At 44.7% G+C, this 15,961-nt stretch carries 14 protein-coding genes and 1 riboswitch; of the genes, 5 read left to right on the top strand and 9 right to left on the bottom strand.

What is annotated here, in order from left to right; genetic code table 11:
• Positions 1-132 precede the first annotated feature (132 nt).
• The 3 genes from VEZ01S_RS03120 to VEZ01S_RS03110 all read right to left on the bottom strand — a co-directional run bounded on the left by VEZ01S_RS03120 (position 133) and on the right by VEZ01S_RS03110 (position 3,186).
• The gene (locus VEZ01S_RS03120; RefSeq protein WP_021712550.1) at positions 133-1,116 is read right to left on the bottom strand and encodes a GGGtGRT protein; all 984 of its coding nucleotides are present in this window, start codon (positions 1,114-1,116) and stop codon (positions 133-135) included.
• A 17-nt stretch (positions 1,117-1,133) separates the two neighbouring features.
• On the bottom strand, positions 1,134-1,826 hold the full coding sequence (locus VEZ01S_RS03115; protein ID WP_021712549.1) for an iron-sulfur cluster assembly scaffold protein: 693 nt from the start codon (positions 1,824-1,826) through the stop codon (positions 1,134-1,136).
• Between the two features lie 145 nt (positions 1,827-1,971).
• Positions 1,972-2,039: riboswitch (Fluoride riboswitch) on the bottom strand.
• Positions 2,040-2,211: 172 nt separating this feature from the next.
• A complete protein-coding gene (locus VEZ01S_RS03110) occupies positions 2,212-3,186 on the bottom strand; it encodes an endonuclease/exonuclease/phosphatase family protein (RefSeq protein ID WP_040890054.1) in 975 nt (324 codons plus the stop codon).
• Between the two features lie 101 nt (positions 3,187-3,287).
• Between VEZ01S_RS03110 and VEZ01S_RS03105 the strand changes: the two genes are divergently transcribed.
• Both VEZ01S_RS03105 and VEZ01S_RS03100 read left to right on the top strand, forming a co-directional pair.
• Positions 3,288-4,340, top strand: coding sequence for an aldo/keto reductase (locus VEZ01S_RS03105; protein ID WP_021712547.1), 1,053 nt, complete (start codon positions 3,288-3,290; stop codon positions 4,338-4,340).
• Between the two features lie 60 nt (positions 4,341-4,400).
• The gene (locus VEZ01S_RS03100) at positions 4,401-5,291 is read left to right on the top strand and encodes a hypothetical protein (RefSeq protein ID WP_021712546.1); all 891 of its coding nucleotides are present in this window, start codon (positions 4,401-4,403) and stop codon (positions 5,289-5,291) included.
• Between the two features lie 72 nt (positions 5,292-5,363).
• Here VEZ01S_RS03100 and VEZ01S_RS03095 read toward each other — a convergent pair whose 3' ends face one another.
• The gene (locus tag VEZ01S_RS03095) at positions 5,364-6,236 is read right to left on the bottom strand and encodes a DMT family transporter (protein ID WP_021712545.1); all 873 of its coding nucleotides are present in this window, start codon (positions 6,234-6,236) and stop codon (positions 5,364-5,366) included.
• Positions 6,237-6,392: 156 nt separating this feature from the next.
• On the opposite strand from VEZ01S_RS03095, the gene rlmF reads away from it, so the two are divergent.
• Complete coding sequence (gene rlmF / locus VEZ01S_RS03090; RefSeq protein ID WP_174371944.1) at positions 6,393-7,364, top strand: 23S rRNA (adenine(1618)-N(6))-methyltransferase RlmF; 972 nt, start codon at positions 6,393-6,395, stop codon at positions 7,362-7,364.
• A 14-nt stretch (positions 7,365-7,378) separates the two neighbouring features.
• Here rlmF and VEZ01S_RS03085 read toward each other — a convergent pair whose 3' ends face one another.
• The 5 genes from VEZ01S_RS03085 to VEZ01S_RS16310 form a co-directional block, all read right to left on the bottom strand.
• Positions 7,379-8,164: an efflux RND transporter periplasmic adaptor subunit gene (locus VEZ01S_RS03085; protein WP_021712543.1), complete on the bottom strand. Its 786-nt coding sequence runs from the start codon at positions 8,162-8,164 to the stop codon at positions 7,379-7,381.
• Positions 8,165-8,166: 2 nt separating this feature from the next.
• A complete protein-coding gene (locus tag VEZ01S_RS03080; RefSeq protein ID WP_021712542.1) occupies positions 8,167-10,164 on the bottom strand; it encodes a preprotein translocase subunit SecA in 1,998 nt (665 codons plus the stop codon).
• Entirely contained in the window at positions 10,157-12,298 is a 2,142-nt protein-coding gene (locus VEZ01S_RS03075; RefSeq protein WP_021712541.1) for an efflux RND transporter periplasmic adaptor subunit, read from the bottom strand. The genes VEZ01S_RS03080 and VEZ01S_RS03075 overlap by 8 nt, the downstream gene beginning before the upstream one ends.
• Before the next feature lie 6 nt (positions 12,299-12,304).
• Positions 12,305-14,131, bottom strand: coding sequence for a GAF domain-containing protein (locus VEZ01S_RS03070; RefSeq protein WP_021712540.1), 1,827 nt, complete (start codon positions 14,129-14,131; stop codon positions 12,305-12,307).
• Positions 14,132-14,479: 348 nt separating this feature from the next.
• The gene (locus tag VEZ01S_RS16310) at positions 14,480-15,091 is read right to left on the bottom strand and encodes an HNH endonuclease (RefSeq protein ID WP_021712539.1); all 612 of its coding nucleotides are present in this window, start codon (positions 15,089-15,091) and stop codon (positions 14,480-14,482) included.
• A gap of 354 nt (positions 15,092-15,445) precedes the next feature.
• Between VEZ01S_RS16310 and VEZ01S_RS03060 the strand changes: the two genes are divergently transcribed.
• On the top strand, positions 15,446-15,697 hold the full coding sequence (locus VEZ01S_RS03060) for a type II toxin-antitoxin system Phd/YefM family antitoxin (RefSeq protein ID WP_021712538.1): 252 nt from the start codon (positions 15,446-15,448) through the stop codon (positions 15,695-15,697).
• On the top strand, positions 15,687-15,961 hold a 275-nt coding region (locus VEZ01S_RS03055; protein ID WP_021712537.1), incomplete at its 3' end, for a type II toxin-antitoxin system RelE family toxin. The genes VEZ01S_RS03060 and VEZ01S_RS03055, both read left to right, overlap by 11 nt.

The following is a 15,961-nucleotide window of genomic DNA, read 5'->3' as shown; positions in this document are numbered from 1 at the left end:
AATTTGGGCATATAGTCAATTTGGATAAGTTCATAAACCAAATTGACGTTAAACCAGAAGCTAGCCATGTATCATCGCAATGCCATGACACAAATAAGAGGTATAGAGTTGCTAGCCTCCAGAATTTTTTGCTTAAGCGCGTTTCGCTTTAAGTGCTTCATCTACTGCTACAGCAAGTGCTACTGACGCACCTACCATTGGGTTGTTACCCATGCCGATGAAGCCCATCATCGCTACGTGAGCAGGTACAGAAGAGCTACCAGCAAACTGAGCGTCAGCGTGCATACGACCCATAGTATCTGTCATACCGTAAGATGCAGGACCTGCGGCTACGTTATCTGGGTGTAGAGTACGACCAGTACCGCCACCTGAAGCTACAGAGAAGTATGATTTACCGTCACGGTTACATTCTGATTTGTAGATACCAGCAACCGGGTGTTGGAAACGTGTAGGGTTAGTTGAGTTACCAGTGATACTTACGTCAACACCAGCGTTACGCATGATAGCCACACCTTCACGTACATCATCCGCACCGTAACAATCAATCTCGCCACGAGGACCTTGAGAGAAACGACGACGTTCTACTTCTTTTAGCTCGCCAGTATCGTAATCAAATTGAGTTCTCACGTAAGTGAAACCGTTGATACGAGAGATAAGGTAAGCCGCATCTTTACCTAGACCATTTAGAATAACTTTTAATGGAGTAGTACGTGCTTTGTTTACGTTAAGTGCGATTTTGATTGCACCTTCAGCAGCCGCAAATGATTCGTGACCTGCTAGGAAAGCAAAACATGTGCTTTTTTCGTCAAGAAGACGAGCCGCTAGAGCACCGTGACCGATACCAACTTGACGTTGGTCAGCAACGCTACCTGGTTTACAAGATGCTTGTAGACCTTTACCGATAGCATTTGCCGCTTCGATAGAAGATTTGCTGTCTGTGAATAATGCGTAAGCCGTACCTAGTGTGTACGCGTCTACTGCACTTTCAAAAGCGATAGGCTGAGTTTCCATGACTTGTTCACGGGTATCAATGCCGAATTCTTTACAATAAGCAGCCGCTTCTTCTAAAGATTTTAAGTTCATTTCTGCTAATAGAGCTTGAGTTGCGTTGTTCATGATTCAGTCCTCTTCGCTTACTGTTGACGTGGGTTGATAGTTTTAACAGCTTCTGCAAAACGGCCGTATTGACCACTTGCTTGAGCTAGTGCAGTTTCTGCATCAACGCCAGCATCAAGTGCTTTCATGAACTTGCCTAGGTTCATGTATTGATAACCGATAACTTCATCGTTTTCATCAAGACCCATTTTAGTCACGTAGCCTTCAGCGATTTCCATGTAACGAACGCCTTTAGCTTTAGTTGAGTAGCTTGTACCCACTTGGCTACGTAGTGTTTGACCTAGATCTTCTAGCGCTTCACCCACTTCTAGACCGCCATCAGAGAATGCAGATTGAGTACGACCGTAAGTGAACTGAAGGAAGATTTCACGCATTGCTACGTTAATTGCATCACACACTAAGTCAGTGTTCATTGCTTCAAGAATTGTTTTGCCTGTAAGAATTTCAGACGCCATAGCTGCTGATTGAGTCATGCCTGAACAACCGATAGTTTCGATTAGCACTTCTTCAATGATGCCTTCTTTAACGTTTAAAGTTAGTTTTGCAGCGCCTTGTTGTGGAGCACAACCGCCCACACCGTGGCTTAGGCCAGAAATTGCAATAACTTCTTTAGGGTTAATCATGCGGCCTTCTACTGGGATTGGAGAAGAAGCATGTAGGTCGCCACGTTGAATTGGGCACATTGATTGAATTTCGTTTGTGTAATGCATAGTGTTTTCCGCTCTAACAAATGAATTAAGCTTGGGAAAACAGTGAAGAATGGGCAGAATGAGAATTGAAGATACACCCTACCAAACCGAGCACCATAATAGTACTAGCTACAATTATCCTAAGATAAATACGTCACTGCTTTCGATTTTAGTAGGAGTCATCAGCCAATGATTTGGCGGTTAAGTAGGTGGAACCCCATCACCTGTGCAATTAATCTAGGTCAAGGTGCGCTTGATCACAACAAATTCACATGCAACCTAACATTACTGGTATGAAAAGAGAGTTTCACTAAAGTTTGCGCTTAAACAAACTTTCAATTAAAGCCCTTAATTATCAATAGGATAAAAACACCAAAATAACAGCATTGACCCATTTCCAATAGAATTACTGCTTTTGAGTCAATGTAATCGTGACTACAGCGTGATCGCTGGCCATGCGGTCTATCGCATAAATAGGATTAATGAGATGGCTATCGGACACTGAATACTCAGTGACCTCATAAAGACAAGAGGCGCTGTTGTAGTCAAACTCGTGCGATAACAGCACATAATCCAATACACTGCCTTTCGCCCCATAATAATGGGTGGGCGTAGGTAAGATTGGTGCAGGTAACAATTGCTTAGCATCTTGCAGATATGCATTGCTTAAAGAAGTCATGTTCGGGTGGCCAAGGCTATCCTGCAACGGCACATTGCAAGTCAAACTTGAAAATTCGGCACTATTAAGCTCGCGATTAAAGTCCCCTAGCAAGATTTGGGGGTAACCCATTTGATATTTTCGCTCTGCCATACATGCCCCTAAGAAACGGGCTTCGAGACCTCGCTGCATAGTGGAGCGCCAGCGCTCTATTTCAAGTAGCTGCGTATTATCAATGCTCAGTGGTTTTGGCCTTTGAGATTTAAAGTGCACAACAAACACATCTACTTTTCCTACAACGGGCAACTCAATCACCGCATGAAGAGGGGCACGACTAAACTCAAATCCAAGCTCTTCGCTCGCCAGCCTATCTCCAACGACTGGGTTAGCGCTTACTATCGGGTAACGTGACGCAATTCCAACAATAGGATCGGAATAAATATAATCATTTTCTATTTTAGGTTCATCGACAACCGCAAAATACATGTACCCTAATTCTGCCAGCTGTGCTTGCAATTGAGCTGGACTAAAAATCTCTTGAAACCCAACGATGTCCGCGTCACTAAGGGTAATTTGTTCAGACGTCCAACGCTGTTTCGCGTGCCATTGCTCAGTACTGTAGATATTTTCAAAATCGTAATATGCCCCCGGCGGGCTAAGATAATTGAACAAATTAAAGGTGCTGATCTTGAATTGATGTAATGCCAAAGTGTCTTTGTCCATGTGGTAAGCACAACGCATACCTTCACGATAACCCAAGTTACTGGTTTCAGCGAGTTTCATGGAGTATCTTAAATAGATAAACAGGATAAGGAGAGATCGAAATGGAGTATGCCAAACTTGGCCATAGTGACCTGCAAGTATCACGTGTCTGCTTAGGCAGCATGACTTGGGGCGTGCAGAACAATCAACAAGACGCCGATCTGCAAATTAACCATGCGCTAGAACAAGGCATTAATTTTATCGATACCGCAGAAATGTATGCCATTCCTGCTACCCCTGACACCTACGGTAAAACAGAAACTATTATTGGCGACTGGATTTCACGTCATCAAGCGCAGCGCCAAAACACCATCATTGCCACTAAAGTGGCAGGCCCAGGTATGCATTGGGTAAGAGATGGCGGCCCAATCACCGCAGAGGCGGTGATTCAATCGGTAGAAAAGTCTCTACAACGCCTACAAACCGATTATATCGACCTTTATCAACTACACTGGCCAAACCGCACCTCACCGCACTTTGGCAAGCAGTGGCCAAATACCTTTAGCTTTGATGAAGTAGACGTAACCGCGCAGCGTTCGCAGATGTTGGAGATTTTACAAGCCCTGCAAGAGTGTGTCAGCGCAGGTAAGATTCGTCATTGCGGATTGTCTGATGAAACCCCTTGGGGAATCAGCACTTATTTGGAGCTTGCCAAACAGCACAGCCTGCCAAAAATGGTCTCTATTCAAAATGAATTTAGCTTACTGTGCCAAAAAGACTGGCCGTATTTAATTGAGCATTGTCATCACAATGATGTCGCTTATTTACCTTGGTCACCGCTGGCTACTGGGCTTTTATCAGGCAAATATGCCAATGGCGCTCGCCCTGATGGCTCTCGCTGGAGCTTAATGAACCCAAGCAGCATTTATCGAAGCAGCGACCTTGCCCATCAAGCTGTGGCGCAATATAGCCAAATTGCACATGATTTAAATATCACTCCCGCACAGTTGGCGCTGGCATGGTGTAACAGCGTGCAAGGCGTGACTTCAAGCATCATTGGCGCGACTAACTTGTCTCAGTTAAAAGAGAACATTGCTGCGTTTGATATTACCCTTGATGAGCAAGCACTAGCCCGTATTACGCAGGTCATTAAACAGTTTCCTGCACCTTATTAAATCCCTATCCATTAATACCCGAATGGCTGGGTACGCCCAGCCTTTACACGAGATTTATTCATGAGTAACGCTATCAGCCTACCGCCACCTGCGCCCATTTCTGCTAAGTCACATCGCATTTTACTGAGTATTATTGCCGTGGCTCTGACTCTGGTTGCTATCTTTAATCTTGCCGATCACTACACCCTGCTCAAACTCGATGAGTCTATCGACCAAGGGCTGATTGCCTTTGCTTCGGTACGTAGTATTCACGCCATTATTTCAGTGCTACAAGGCACAGAAATTAATGTACCCGTGGTAACGCTAAGCGTCGGTGAAATCCTCTCGCCTGCCACAGAGATACTGCAATCAACTTCCGGCGTGCTCACCACAGCCCTTGCCTCCCTTGGCTTGCAACGTATTTTGTTGGATGTATTTACCAATAAAATCGTCAACATCACTATTGCGTTAAGTGCAATTAGTTACCTAGTCACGCTGTGGGTTGTGCCAATGGCGCGCTTTACCAAATACACCCAGCCAACGTTTTTTATTTTGTGTTTTACGCGCTTTTTATTGGTAGGCACATTGCTCCTCAATAGCATGGCCGATACCTTGTTTCTCAATGAACAGACCGAGCAAATCACGCAACAAACGGACTTTATCGCCACTGATTTACATCAATTTAATCAAGATCTAATGAGCGGTACCTCTTCTGATACCACAGAACAAGACGACAGCTTTATGGGCAGCGTAAAGCACACCTGGGACAGCGTAACCAATGGCTTCTCTGATACTAAAAAAGATCTGCAACATAAATTTGATGAGCTAAAAGTGAAAACTGAATCTTTAGTGGTCAACCTATTAAAGCTGATTGCTATGTTCGTATTAAAAACGATTTTGATACCGATTGGCTTTTTGTTGCTATTGAAGAATTTGTATTGGGGATTGATTCGTCGTATCTCAGTGGTATAACCCGATAGAGTGATACATTTAGGGCCCTATAAATTAGGGCCCTTGTTATTTTTTACGCTCAATAGCCTCAAGCTAGACTTCAGAAACTACATCCAATGGCTTGGCTTTTCTTTTCCAACGAATTGGCATTAAAGGCACCACAATCATTGCGATGCCAATGGCAGTAAGGGTATCGGGGATTTCATCAAACCACATAATGCCAAACAGAGTCACAAACACTAAGCCTGAGTATTCAGCCAATGCAATTTGGCTTGCAGGCGCTTTTCGATAACCAATCACCACTAATGCATGGTAGCTGAGCACAAACACATTAATGGCAGTGATCCAAAAGATATGACGCATATGAATTTCAGACCATTGTGGCAACGCCAATAACAAAGCGCCCGGTATCGTTAATGCCGTAGTCCAAAACAGCGTCGAAACCACCGACTGCTGTTTGGGTAAACGCTTAATTAAAATATTACCTACCGCCATTGCCAGCGCACTGCCTAAAGCAATAATCGCCGCCCAATGAAAATGTTCAGGCCTTAACACCACCAGCACACCTAAAAAGCCAATACCTGTGGCGATGATTTTTTTCAGCAGTGGTACTTCTTGTAAAAACACCACCGACAAAGGCAGCATCATCAAAGGTGCGACATAAAACATCGCATTGGCTGTGGCTAAGGTTAAGTGAGTAATCGCTACCATAGCGCAACCACTGCCAATTAAAATGAACTGCGCGCGCCAAAAGTTAATCTTGCCACACCCTTGCATACGCTCTGTTTTGGGCAGTCGCCACCATAACGGCGCAATAATCAACAAGCTCATCACCTGACGAATAAAGACGTATTGAAACGTCGGCACTTCGCCATTGAGCACTTTCAGTGAGACATCAGACAATGAGGCTAAAAAATTAGCAAATACTAAGAGTAAAATTGCCTGAGAGACATTATTAATGCGCATAGAACCTTAACAGATAACAACCAACAAAAGACGCGCGAAGATACCAGTGTTTAGCGAATAAATCCAATTTGTATGACAAGTACGCAAACAGAGATCTGCGCTCATTTATGCGATAGGCTCATTATGTTAAGGTATGCCCTGCTGGACTAACACCTAATATTGAGTATCGACACCTTGAACAAAAACAAAGCACATCCACCAAAGCATGCAGTTAAAGCTGGGCTACACCCTAAAAACAAACATCATGGTCGATACAATATTGATGCGTTAGTTAAAGCACTACCTGCGCTAAAGAGTAAAATTGTTTTAAATCCAAAGGGTGAGAAAACCGTTAATTTTAGCGATCCTGATTCGGTGCTTATGCTCAACAAAGCGCTATTGGCATTACACTATCAAGTGCGTGTTTGGGATATTCCGCAAGGCTATTTATGCCCGCCTATCCCCGGCCGTGCTGATTATGTACATCGCCTCGCCGAACTGCTAGAAAGGACGACAGAGACCATTAAGGTGCTTGATATTGGCACTGGTGCCAGCTGTATCTACCCGATCATTGGCGCAACCGATTATCAGTGGCATTTTACCGCCAGTGATGTCGACCCAGTATCAATTAAAGTTGCCAGTGAGATTGTGGCGCAAAATCCACATTTATCAGGAAAGATCACGCCCAGATTGCAAACCGACGCTAAACATATTTTCCAAGGTGTCATTAAAGAGGGTGAGTATTACCACCTAACAATGTGTAACCCTCCTTTTCATAAATCACTAAAAGAGGCGCAGTTAGGCACGCAAAGAAAAGCCAGCAACCTTGCCAAAAACCGAGTGAAACGTGGCGCTCAAAGCATGAATGCTAAAGCCTCTGCACTAAAACCTCAGCAAAAAGGGCTTAACTTTGGCGGACAAAAAGCCGAGCTATGGTGTCCCGGCGGAGAAGAAGCCTTCATCAAAAACATGGCCAATGAAAGCGCGTTATTTAAAGATCAAGTAGGCTGGTTTAGCACTTTAATCTCTAAAAAAGAAAACGTCTCTAGCATGAAGAAGAAGCTTACTAGCTTGAAAGTCAAAGAGATCAAAGTCGTTGAAATGTCACAAGGGCAAAAAATCAGCCGCTTTATCGCATGGCGATATTAGTCGTGCTTTAGAGCCTAGCTACCACTGATAAACTCAACATCACAGCGCTGTCCTACAAATAAACTCTGCGAGTCATTATTCAGTGACACAGTCACTGCAAAGGTATTACTGGCAGCATCAATAATCGGGTCGATAATCGAGACCTTACCTTGATAGGTGGCATCTTTACCTAGCGCCGACAGATTCACCTGTTGTCCTTTACTGATTTTGCCATACAGCTCAGCAGGTAACACCACTTCTGCATGGATAGGATTTAAGGTCGCGATGCGCAAAAACGGTTCTTCGTCGACAAATTCACCAGGATCTTTAATACGCTCAATCACCACCCCAGAAATAGGACTGCGGGTTTGCCTTTGGCTTAAACGAACCTTAGCTTCTTTCAGCTGAAACTCCGCCAAGCGTTGTTCGGTCAACATCTCGTCTTGCTCATTGTCAGAAATCAGACTCTTGCGATACAAATCAGCATTTCGCTCTACCTTACGACTGGCAAAATCTAGCCTTGCCTTAACCGTATTCACAGCGGCAATTTCAACGGTAGAGTTCAGTTTCATCACTACCTGCCCTTTCTTAACTTTATCGCCTCGGTTAACCCTAAGCTCTTTGATAACTCCTTGCACTTCACTGCTAAGCTCAACCTCTGAGCTGGGTTCGAGTAAACAGCTAAAAGGAGAAATCAGCGGATGGCTGGCATCGTTTGCGTTATTGGCATAAGAGGTAAAAGAGGCCAGCAGCAATATGCTTGCTAGTGCCCGTTTGCCAAAATGTGTTTGCTCGAACTTCCATGTTTTACAGCTTGTCATGTTTACACCTGATTTTGAGAGAAAGACAACACTTCCTGCTGTTGTTCATCGTGTTTTAGCAATTGCTTACGGCTCTGGTCTTGCTGACGTTCAATGCGCTTTTGACACTGCCGAATGCCATTAAATAATAGTTTACTTTTCAAACTGTTGGGCATTGGAATTAGATTTATTAACGCCAATAATTTTGCCCACTTAGCGGTAATCAGTTCTTCTTCTAATGACAGAATAAATTCGACGCTGCCTCTGTCCCCTTGCCGAGCACAGCGACCTTCTAATTGCCTATCTACTCGTGAAGAATCATGCAAACCTGTCACCATCACATGTAGCCCGCCTTGCGCTTCCACTTGGCTGTCTAATTTAATGTCGGTGCCCCTACCTGCCATACTCGTCGCTATCGTAATTTTCGATGCCAGCCCGGCCAGTTTGACAATTTCCGCCTCAGACTCATCTTGCCTAGCGTTAAGCACTTGATGCTCAATACCGCGGGCTAACAATAATTGAGACAGGGATTCAGAGTCCTTGAGCGATTGTGTACCGACCAATATTGGGCGCTCTCCCTGCTCACGAAATTGTTTAATCTTGCTCACTACGCACTGCCACTTTTGCTGTTCAGTGCGCAAAATCGTAGGCCGAAATTGACGGCGCTGACTGGCTTTATGAGTGGGCACATCCACCACCGGCAGTTCATACACGCGCCAGAACTCACTTTTCACTTCATCGGCAGTACCGGTCATGCCTGACAAGTGATGATAAAAACGGAAAAAGTTTTGAAAACTGATACTGGCTAACGTCACCCGTGGATCGCTAAGTTCGCACTGCTCTTTAATTTCAATTAATTGATGTAAGCCCTGCTCCCACGTTCTATCGGGCATGCGTCGTCCGGTGTGCTCATCAATGATGACCACTTTGCCCTCATCTACTAAATAGTGTTTATCTCGAATAAACAAATGCAAGGCTGTCAGGGCTTGTTTCACCAGTTCTAAACGTCTTAACCTTGCTTGCCACAACGCCCCTAATCCTTGCGTTTGTCGTTCGATGTTTTCCTCACCCAGTGGCGTAAACTCAATCTGTTTAGAAGGCAGGCGAATCATAAAATCCACGTCAAGTTGTAGCATTTGCCCTATCTCAAAGGCTTGTAAATATAACTGCTGCTGATCAGGATTAGGCGCGCTATCACCCGAGATCACCAGTGGCGTAATCGCTTCATCCATAAATACGCCATCAGCTTCATCAACCACTGCAAAATGAAGCCCTCTTAACATCAAGCTATCCAGCAACTCGGAGCGATGTGATGGCAAACTTCGCAGGGCGTGCAAGTGCAAAGCATCTGAATGTTGTTCAAGGGCAATCGCATCTTTGAGGTAATCAAAAGCCAGTTCGTTATTTGTGCAATACACGATATCGCGGGCGTATTCTTGTTTACGCTCATTCAAGTCCAGACCTTGTATCACAACCCCAACGCTCAAGCCTAAACGCTGATAAACAGGTAGCATCAACTGCGCATCTCGCTCAGTTAAATAATCATTCACCGTCACAACATGGGTAGGAATACCCGCAAGCGCAGCCGCTGCAACCGGCAAAGTTGCAGTTAATGTTTTACCTTCGCCCGTTTGCATTTGCCCGATATTGCCATGCAAAATCGCCAGCCCACCCAATAACTGACTATCAAAGTGCCACATGCCCAATTCACGCCCAGCGACTTCTCGTACTAGCGCAAAGACCTCAACGGTCAGAGCATTGGTCAGCCCAAAGCGCAATAGCGATTGTTGGACGGTTTTGATCTGCTGATCTAACTCACTTTCTGATAATTTTCGGTAGGCTTTATCACGGCCTTTAATGCGCCATAACAAGGGTTTATATAACCAGATAGATGCGCGCAGCGGACGACTGCCAAACGCGGTTAACGTGCGCCACCAGCGCTGCATACGTTTTTGCGTATCCAATACTCGTTGCGGCCGCTCTAATACCGAGTTAGGTCTTCTTTGCGGGCGCTTATACATCAAACTGCCTCAACAATAAGCGCCTCACAGAGCGATACCAACGATAAGCGATAGGCTCTGCGTCATGCTCAAACAGCACATGCACCCGTTCATCATAACGCTGAATGGGCGCATTTGAACTGTCCAGTTCTACCCGAAAATAACTTTTGTAGCTTTCTAGTTCTGTGGTGCGATTAGGATCTAATACAATCAAACCGCCACCATCGGTGCTTAGCACTGAGCTTGGTAATAGATGCGTAGAGGAAGGGGCTTGGCGAATAATGGCGCTGGCATATTCAGGCTCAAGCTGTGAGGCCAGTTTTAACCACACCGCATGAGTTTGGTTGCTGACTCTATCGATATCATCCTCAGAGATCATCGCCGCAATGGGTAAATGCTCAACATCAACCACATAGCCAATGATTTCACCGCGATGAAAATAGTGCCCTTCTTGTAAATGCCTTTGGGCAAAAATAAGCTGACCTGCGGCTGGGCTAATTACATCAAGGTGTTGCAGACGCCTTTGCACGTCTTGGTATTCCTGCCCTAGATATTTGAGCTCTTGCAGTAAGATTTCAGATTCGGTGCGATTATTCACGCTCGCGTCATATCGAAGCTTTGCTTCTGCAAATTGCCCTTTTAAAATTTCAGCTTTGGCCTGCAAATCAGGCGCATCAAGTTGTAATAGAGCCGTACCTTGCTCTACCTGCGCACCGCCTTCTAAGAAGACTTGTCGAACAAAGCCATTAGTTTGCGCTCTTATGTAGGCGTTTTGCGGCACATAAATCACCCCTTGCGCATAAGTTTTATAGGGCGCAGGCACATACAACAGTAAAAAGGCGATAGCAGTAATAACCGCAGCGCCACCGAGATAAATATAGGGACTTTTTCTTCGCATAAGAGGGTCTTGTCGTGGTTTAGCTATGGCTTTAACTATAGGAATGATCAAACTGCTCATCACCGACCAAATGGCCAATATAATACCGATGAAGAAGTATTTACTGGCGACAAATAACGAGATTGCCACCATCACAAACAAGCGATAGATGTAGGAAGTCACCGCATACAGCGCCAACCAAAAAGATTCTGACGTGCTGTAGGCATTACTGCGCACCGCACTAATTCGAAACAGATAGCGTTTCACTAAATAGCCAACTTGCGCATTACCACGCGCGGCTAAATTAGGGATTTCCAGAAAATCTGCCAATACATAATAGGCATCAAACCTTAAGAGTGGATTACCATTAAACAGTAGCGTCGATACACCGCCAATTAGCATCACGTTGTACGCAAGGGCACGCACCACTCCCGGCTCAACTAACACCCACACCAACATTGCCAGTGCGGCAATGAACAGTTCCGCAAATACGCCCACTGCGCCAACAATCATGCGTTGATATTTATTGCTAAACGAGGAAGCCGCTGACGCATCGACATAAGGCACAGGAATAAAAATAAGCAGCATCACGCCCATTTCATGCACTTCCCCACCCCAACGTTTGACCGCCCAGCCATGGCCCAATTCATGCGCCAATTTGATGACGGGATACACCAGCGCCATCAACACGAGATTCTCAAGCCCCAACACTTGGTCACTTAAATTGTTGGTAAGCTCTGTCCAGTGTAGCGTAGCCAGCACAATGCCTAGAATGACAATCGCTAGCCAAAGCAAAGCTCCGCCGAAGGAAAATATAGCCCGAGCGATAAAGCGCGTGGCAAACAAAAAACGTTCAGGGTCGAGCAGAGGAATACGCACACTTAGTGGTGATTTGAGCTGTTGCAGGAGCTTCTTTTTTTGCTCGGTTTCACCGCGACGATACAAATGCTTGATGCTCGGCAATACATCGGTTTGCATGACGTTGGCTTTGTTGAGTTGCCCAACCAAATTGATCACCTCATCTTGGCTTGGTAACTCTTCTTTTAACTGCTGACAGGCAATATCCCAAATTTGTTGTAGGGTGCGCTCGCCATTCATTAAACCAATTAATTGATACGCCTGCGGAGTAAAACGCTGAAACTGCCCTGTGACATGGTCTTGCAATACGTACCACACTTTGCCTCGGTACACATGCCGATGAATATCAGCGTGTTTACGAATGCGCACCTTAAGGTCAGCGACTTTATACCAAGCGGGGCTAAATAGCGTTTGCGACATAGTCCGCTACCCCCACCAAGACCACGCCTGCAATCTTAACCACTGCGCCATTTCGCGAGTCCAAATATGAAACAGCAATTGCTCATTAATGGCGACTTTACCTATGCCTTCCATGCCCGGTTGCAATTGTTGAGAAAACGTCTGTAATTGCGCCTCTACAATAAAATAACTGGCGCCATCGACCGCTTCGGTCACGGGCGTTAATTTGCTAATCACAAACTCAAAACCTTGCTCTGGAAGTGCCGATAAATACAAGGTGCCTGCCTGTCCTAATTTAAGCTCCGCGATCTGGTCTTCCGCCACTTGCAGTTTAATGCGATGACTATCAAGGGGCGCCACTTCAAGTAATAATTCACCTTTACTGACCGCACTGCCCAAGCGTTGGCTAAGGTCGCCATTGACCACCACACCATCGTAAGGGGCCAGTAATTGACCGCGCTGAAGCTGACTTTCAACCAAGGACAGCTGTACTTGCACCTGCTTTTCTTGGGCATTTAAGATATTGATTTTGGCGCGGTCACGAATCGATAATGCCTCTAGACGCTGGCGCACTAATTTGCTCTCTTCACTGAGCCATTTAAGACGCTCTAGACGTAAATCTCGGTCGTCCATCTGTACTAATAACTCGCCTTGGGCCACTCGATCGCCTGCCCTTACCAAAGCTTGATTTATATAGCCGTCATAAGGGGCAACAATGGCTCGCTGCACCGCACTTTCTATTTGAGCATTGGCAGATAATTTATATTCGCCCGTCACGGTGGCAAGTAAATAGCCGATGATCAGCGCGCCAAGAATAAACAGTTTCCTGCCTAGGTAATTAGGCCCAAACAATCGAGCTAATTGACGTCGCGTGCCATCAAATAATTTACGATACCAAGGTCTATCGTTGAGGCGTTTATCTTCTAGCGTGGGCAAAATCAGGCTAAAGATGCTTTGGCAAAACTCCGACTCTGATTTACTCCACACTTGGTCGGGCTTACCTTCCACCACTAAAGCCCCATAAATTTCTCCGCGCAGATACAAAGGCACCGACATCACTCCAATATCGCCTTGCGACTCAGATAAAGTTTGGTGTGCTTGGGTAATGGCGTGTTCATCGATATCACTTTCAGGGAAGTGGATGATCTTACCTTGATCAATACACTCATCCATCACCCGTTCAATCTGGCGCACATGGTTCATTTTCTTGCCAAATTGGGCGCTGTGCGAAAGGTGTTTTAGGCGGCAACGATTTTTTTGATACTGCCCAAGACTAACTCGGTCACAGTTAAGCAGTACTGCAATTTCGGTGACGGCGCGGGTAGCGGATGCGCCATAACTGGATTCAGACAATACTCGCGCTAAAAGCTCAACCCGAGTGGAATAGGATTCTTGTTCATCTAACGCTTGCTGAGCACGCAGTTGATGCTCCGCCACTTCAATTCCCGCGGCGCTCCACTGCAATACAGTTAAAGCTTGGGTAAGTTCGGTTTGCGTTTTCACCTGCACCGCAAATCCAGCCAGAGCAATCAGCTCACCTTGCTTATCTAACATAGGATAAATCAGACCAAACGCTTCCCCCTCAGGAGAAATAGTGGCCAGTCGAGTGACTTGCGGTTGGATGATGGTTTTATGATTATCGAGCAATTCATTAAGCTGATTAAAAGCCGCTTGCTGCGGCTCAAAATCCGCAATAGGCACTAACTCGCCATTGATTGGAAGGTAAATCACCGCCGACTGCAAACCGGGAATCACCGCTTTGTGCTTGGCAAGCCACTCCTGATAATAATCATTTTGTTGCGTTGCCGCATCGTGCGGCGTTTGCTCTGGCGCAGCTTCGACTTGTTGCGTCATACAGTACATCCTTGTCAGCACACAGCGTCGACCATTCCGATAGTCAGTGCTCTTCGCTCAAACGGTAATAAACATATCGCGCCCACAGACGCCAACCCATTGATAAAGTTAGTCTTGTTTATTAAAAGTGTCTAGGTGGATGGGGAAATGATGTAAGGTATTAGGCTTTACTGTGGGTTGGGGCTAGAGTGCGGCTTTAGATACTCAAGTATCTTCTTAAAAATGTGTTGTGAGTGTCACTGCTCTTGCCCTAGATATCACGCTAAAAACATCCTACTTCAAAATATTTCAAGGATAGGAAATATTGCCAATATTTAGATCTTAAAGGCATGCACGTTTGTTAATTGCCTATTTCGCCATGATTTTCTTCAATTCCAATATCGTATATGGCGGTGTTTTTCGATGAAGCATTGAATGACAATTTGGGCATACAGGCACGAGATCATTTACTGGGTCAACAATGTACTCCTGATTAATTTCACTTAACGGTTTAACGTGATGGACATGTATAAAACCAGTTCCGATCCTACCGTAAGTGTAATTAAAGTTAATATCACATACTTTACAAGTTACTCCATGGTGACCAATACATGCGACCCTAGCTTTCAAGTTTCGCTCAAAGCGATTTACTTTTACACTTACCGTTGTTCCCTCCACATAGATATTTGATTCTTCAGGAAACAGTTTCTCACTATTTATAACCACATCGATGAAATTCAGGTAAGCTCGCATTGCAACATCACAATTATTTATTGAACGTTCAGGCATGCCAGTAGCACGCAAACCCAAAACCAAGTTTTTAATATCATCTAAGCACGTAACTTCTGTATGGAAATTTATGCCGTATAGTTGCTTATCAACTCTTCTTAAATAACTAAGGTAACTACAAGCCGTATCTATTTTTACAGCCTTATGCCTGCTCATTAGGTATTCTATAAACTCTTTTTCAAATTTTATCATCGAATCCTCACAGACAACAACGTCTTGTTAAGCGGTAAAAATAATTGCCAAGCCCTTTTCCCTGACGATCTAAGCTTCAATTAACCTACCATAAGTCAATAAAAAATAAAGCATATACATCATAATCTACGTTCTGCCATCACATGAAAATGAGTTCGCGTGTTATCATTTTTCACAGTGCACCTTATTAAGAATAAATCACACCAAACAGTCGAATTTTCCCAGATTGTTCTGTTTTGCCCTCTTTTAATCTAATAACGACAAAAGACCATTTAACAGGTCTTTTTAGTTGAGCACTGCAATCATGTGACCTATAATTGGTACTGTTACTAGGTTATGTGAGATGTGATTGTTATGAGTATTCGACCTATTCTTGCTGATAATTCTACGAGTATCAGTGAACTAAAGAAAAATCCGATGGCTGTTGTGGAAGGCGCAGATGGCTTTCCTGTTGCTGTATTAAATCGTAATCAACCTGCTTTTTATTGTGTCCCAGCAGAAGCTTATGAGCTTTTGATGGATAAACTGGAAGATATAGAGCTTGCGCAGATTGTTAAGGAGCGACTGAACTCACCTGAGATTGAGGTGACGCTAGATGAGCTATAAGCTGACGTTTAAAGTTGAGGCACAAAAGGAATGGAAAAAACTCGACTCAACAGTAAAAGATCAGTTTAAGAAAAAGCTCGCATCTCGCTTGGAAAATCCACACGTACCATCGGCAAAACTGAACGGCATGCCTAACTGTTACAAGATAAAATTACGTAGTGCGGGCTACCGACTGGTCTATGAAGTGCGTGATGAGCAAATTATTGTATCCGTTGTTGCTGTCGGTAAACGAGAGCGGAATGAGGTTTACAAAACAGCGATCAA

This window comes from Vibrio ezurae NBRC 102218, from assembly GCF_000467185.1.
In the GTDB taxonomy this organism is placed as follows: domain Bacteria; phylum Pseudomonadota; class Gammaproteobacteria; order Enterobacterales; family Vibrionaceae; genus Vibrio; species Vibrio ezurae.
Note: the sequence above shows the minus strand (reverse complement) of the source record. Positions and strands in the feature narration are given on the sequence as shown.

Excerpts from the sequence above, each read along its gene's own strand:
- VEZ01S_RS03105 (WP_021712547.1), top strand. The coding sequence starts at position 3,288 with ATGGAGTATGCCAAACTTGGCCATAGTGACCTGCAAGTATCACGTGTC.
- VEZ01S_RS03110 (WP_040890054.1), bottom strand. The coding sequence starts at position 3,186 with ATGGACAAAGACACTTTGGCATTACATCAATTCAAGATCAGCACCTTT.
- VEZ01S_RS03120 (WP_021712550.1), bottom strand. The coding sequence starts at position 1,116 with ATGAACAACGCAACTCAAGCTCTATTAGCAGAAATGAACTTAAAATCT.
- VEZ01S_RS03100 (WP_021712546.1), top strand. The coding sequence starts at position 4,401 with ATGAGTAACGCTATCAGCCTACCGCCACCTGCGCCCATTTCTGCTAAG.
- VEZ01S_RS03070 (WP_021712540.1), bottom strand. The coding sequence starts at position 14,131 with ATGACGCAACAAGTCGAAGCTGCGCCAGAGCAAACGCCGCACGATGCG.
- VEZ01S_RS03075 (WP_021712541.1), bottom strand. The coding sequence starts at position 12,298 with ATGTCGCAAACGCTATTTAGCCCCGCTTGGTATAAAGTCGCTGACCTT.
- VEZ01S_RS03095 (WP_021712545.1), bottom strand. The coding sequence starts at position 6,236 with ATGCGCATTAATAATGTCTCTCAGGCAATTTTACTCTTAGTATTTGCT.
- VEZ01S_RS16310 (WP_021712539.1), bottom strand. The coding sequence starts at position 15,091 with ATGATAAAATTTGAAAAAGAGTTTATAGAATACCTAATGAGCAGGCAT.
- VEZ01S_RS03085 (WP_021712543.1), bottom strand. The coding sequence starts at position 8,164 with ATGACAAGCTGTAAAACATGGAAGTTCGAGCAAACACATTTTGGCAAA.
- VEZ01S_RS03060 (WP_021712538.1), top strand. The coding sequence starts at position 15,446 with ATGAGTATTCGACCTATTCTTGCTGATAATTCTACGAGTATCAGTGAA.
- VEZ01S_RS03080 (WP_021712542.1), bottom strand. The coding sequence starts at position 10,164 with ATGTATAAGCGCCCGCAAAGAAGACCTAACTCGGTATTAGAGCGGCCG.
- VEZ01S_RS03115 (WP_021712549.1), bottom strand. The coding sequence starts at position 1,826 with ATGCATTACACAAACGAAATTCAATCAATGTGCCCAATTCAACGTGGC.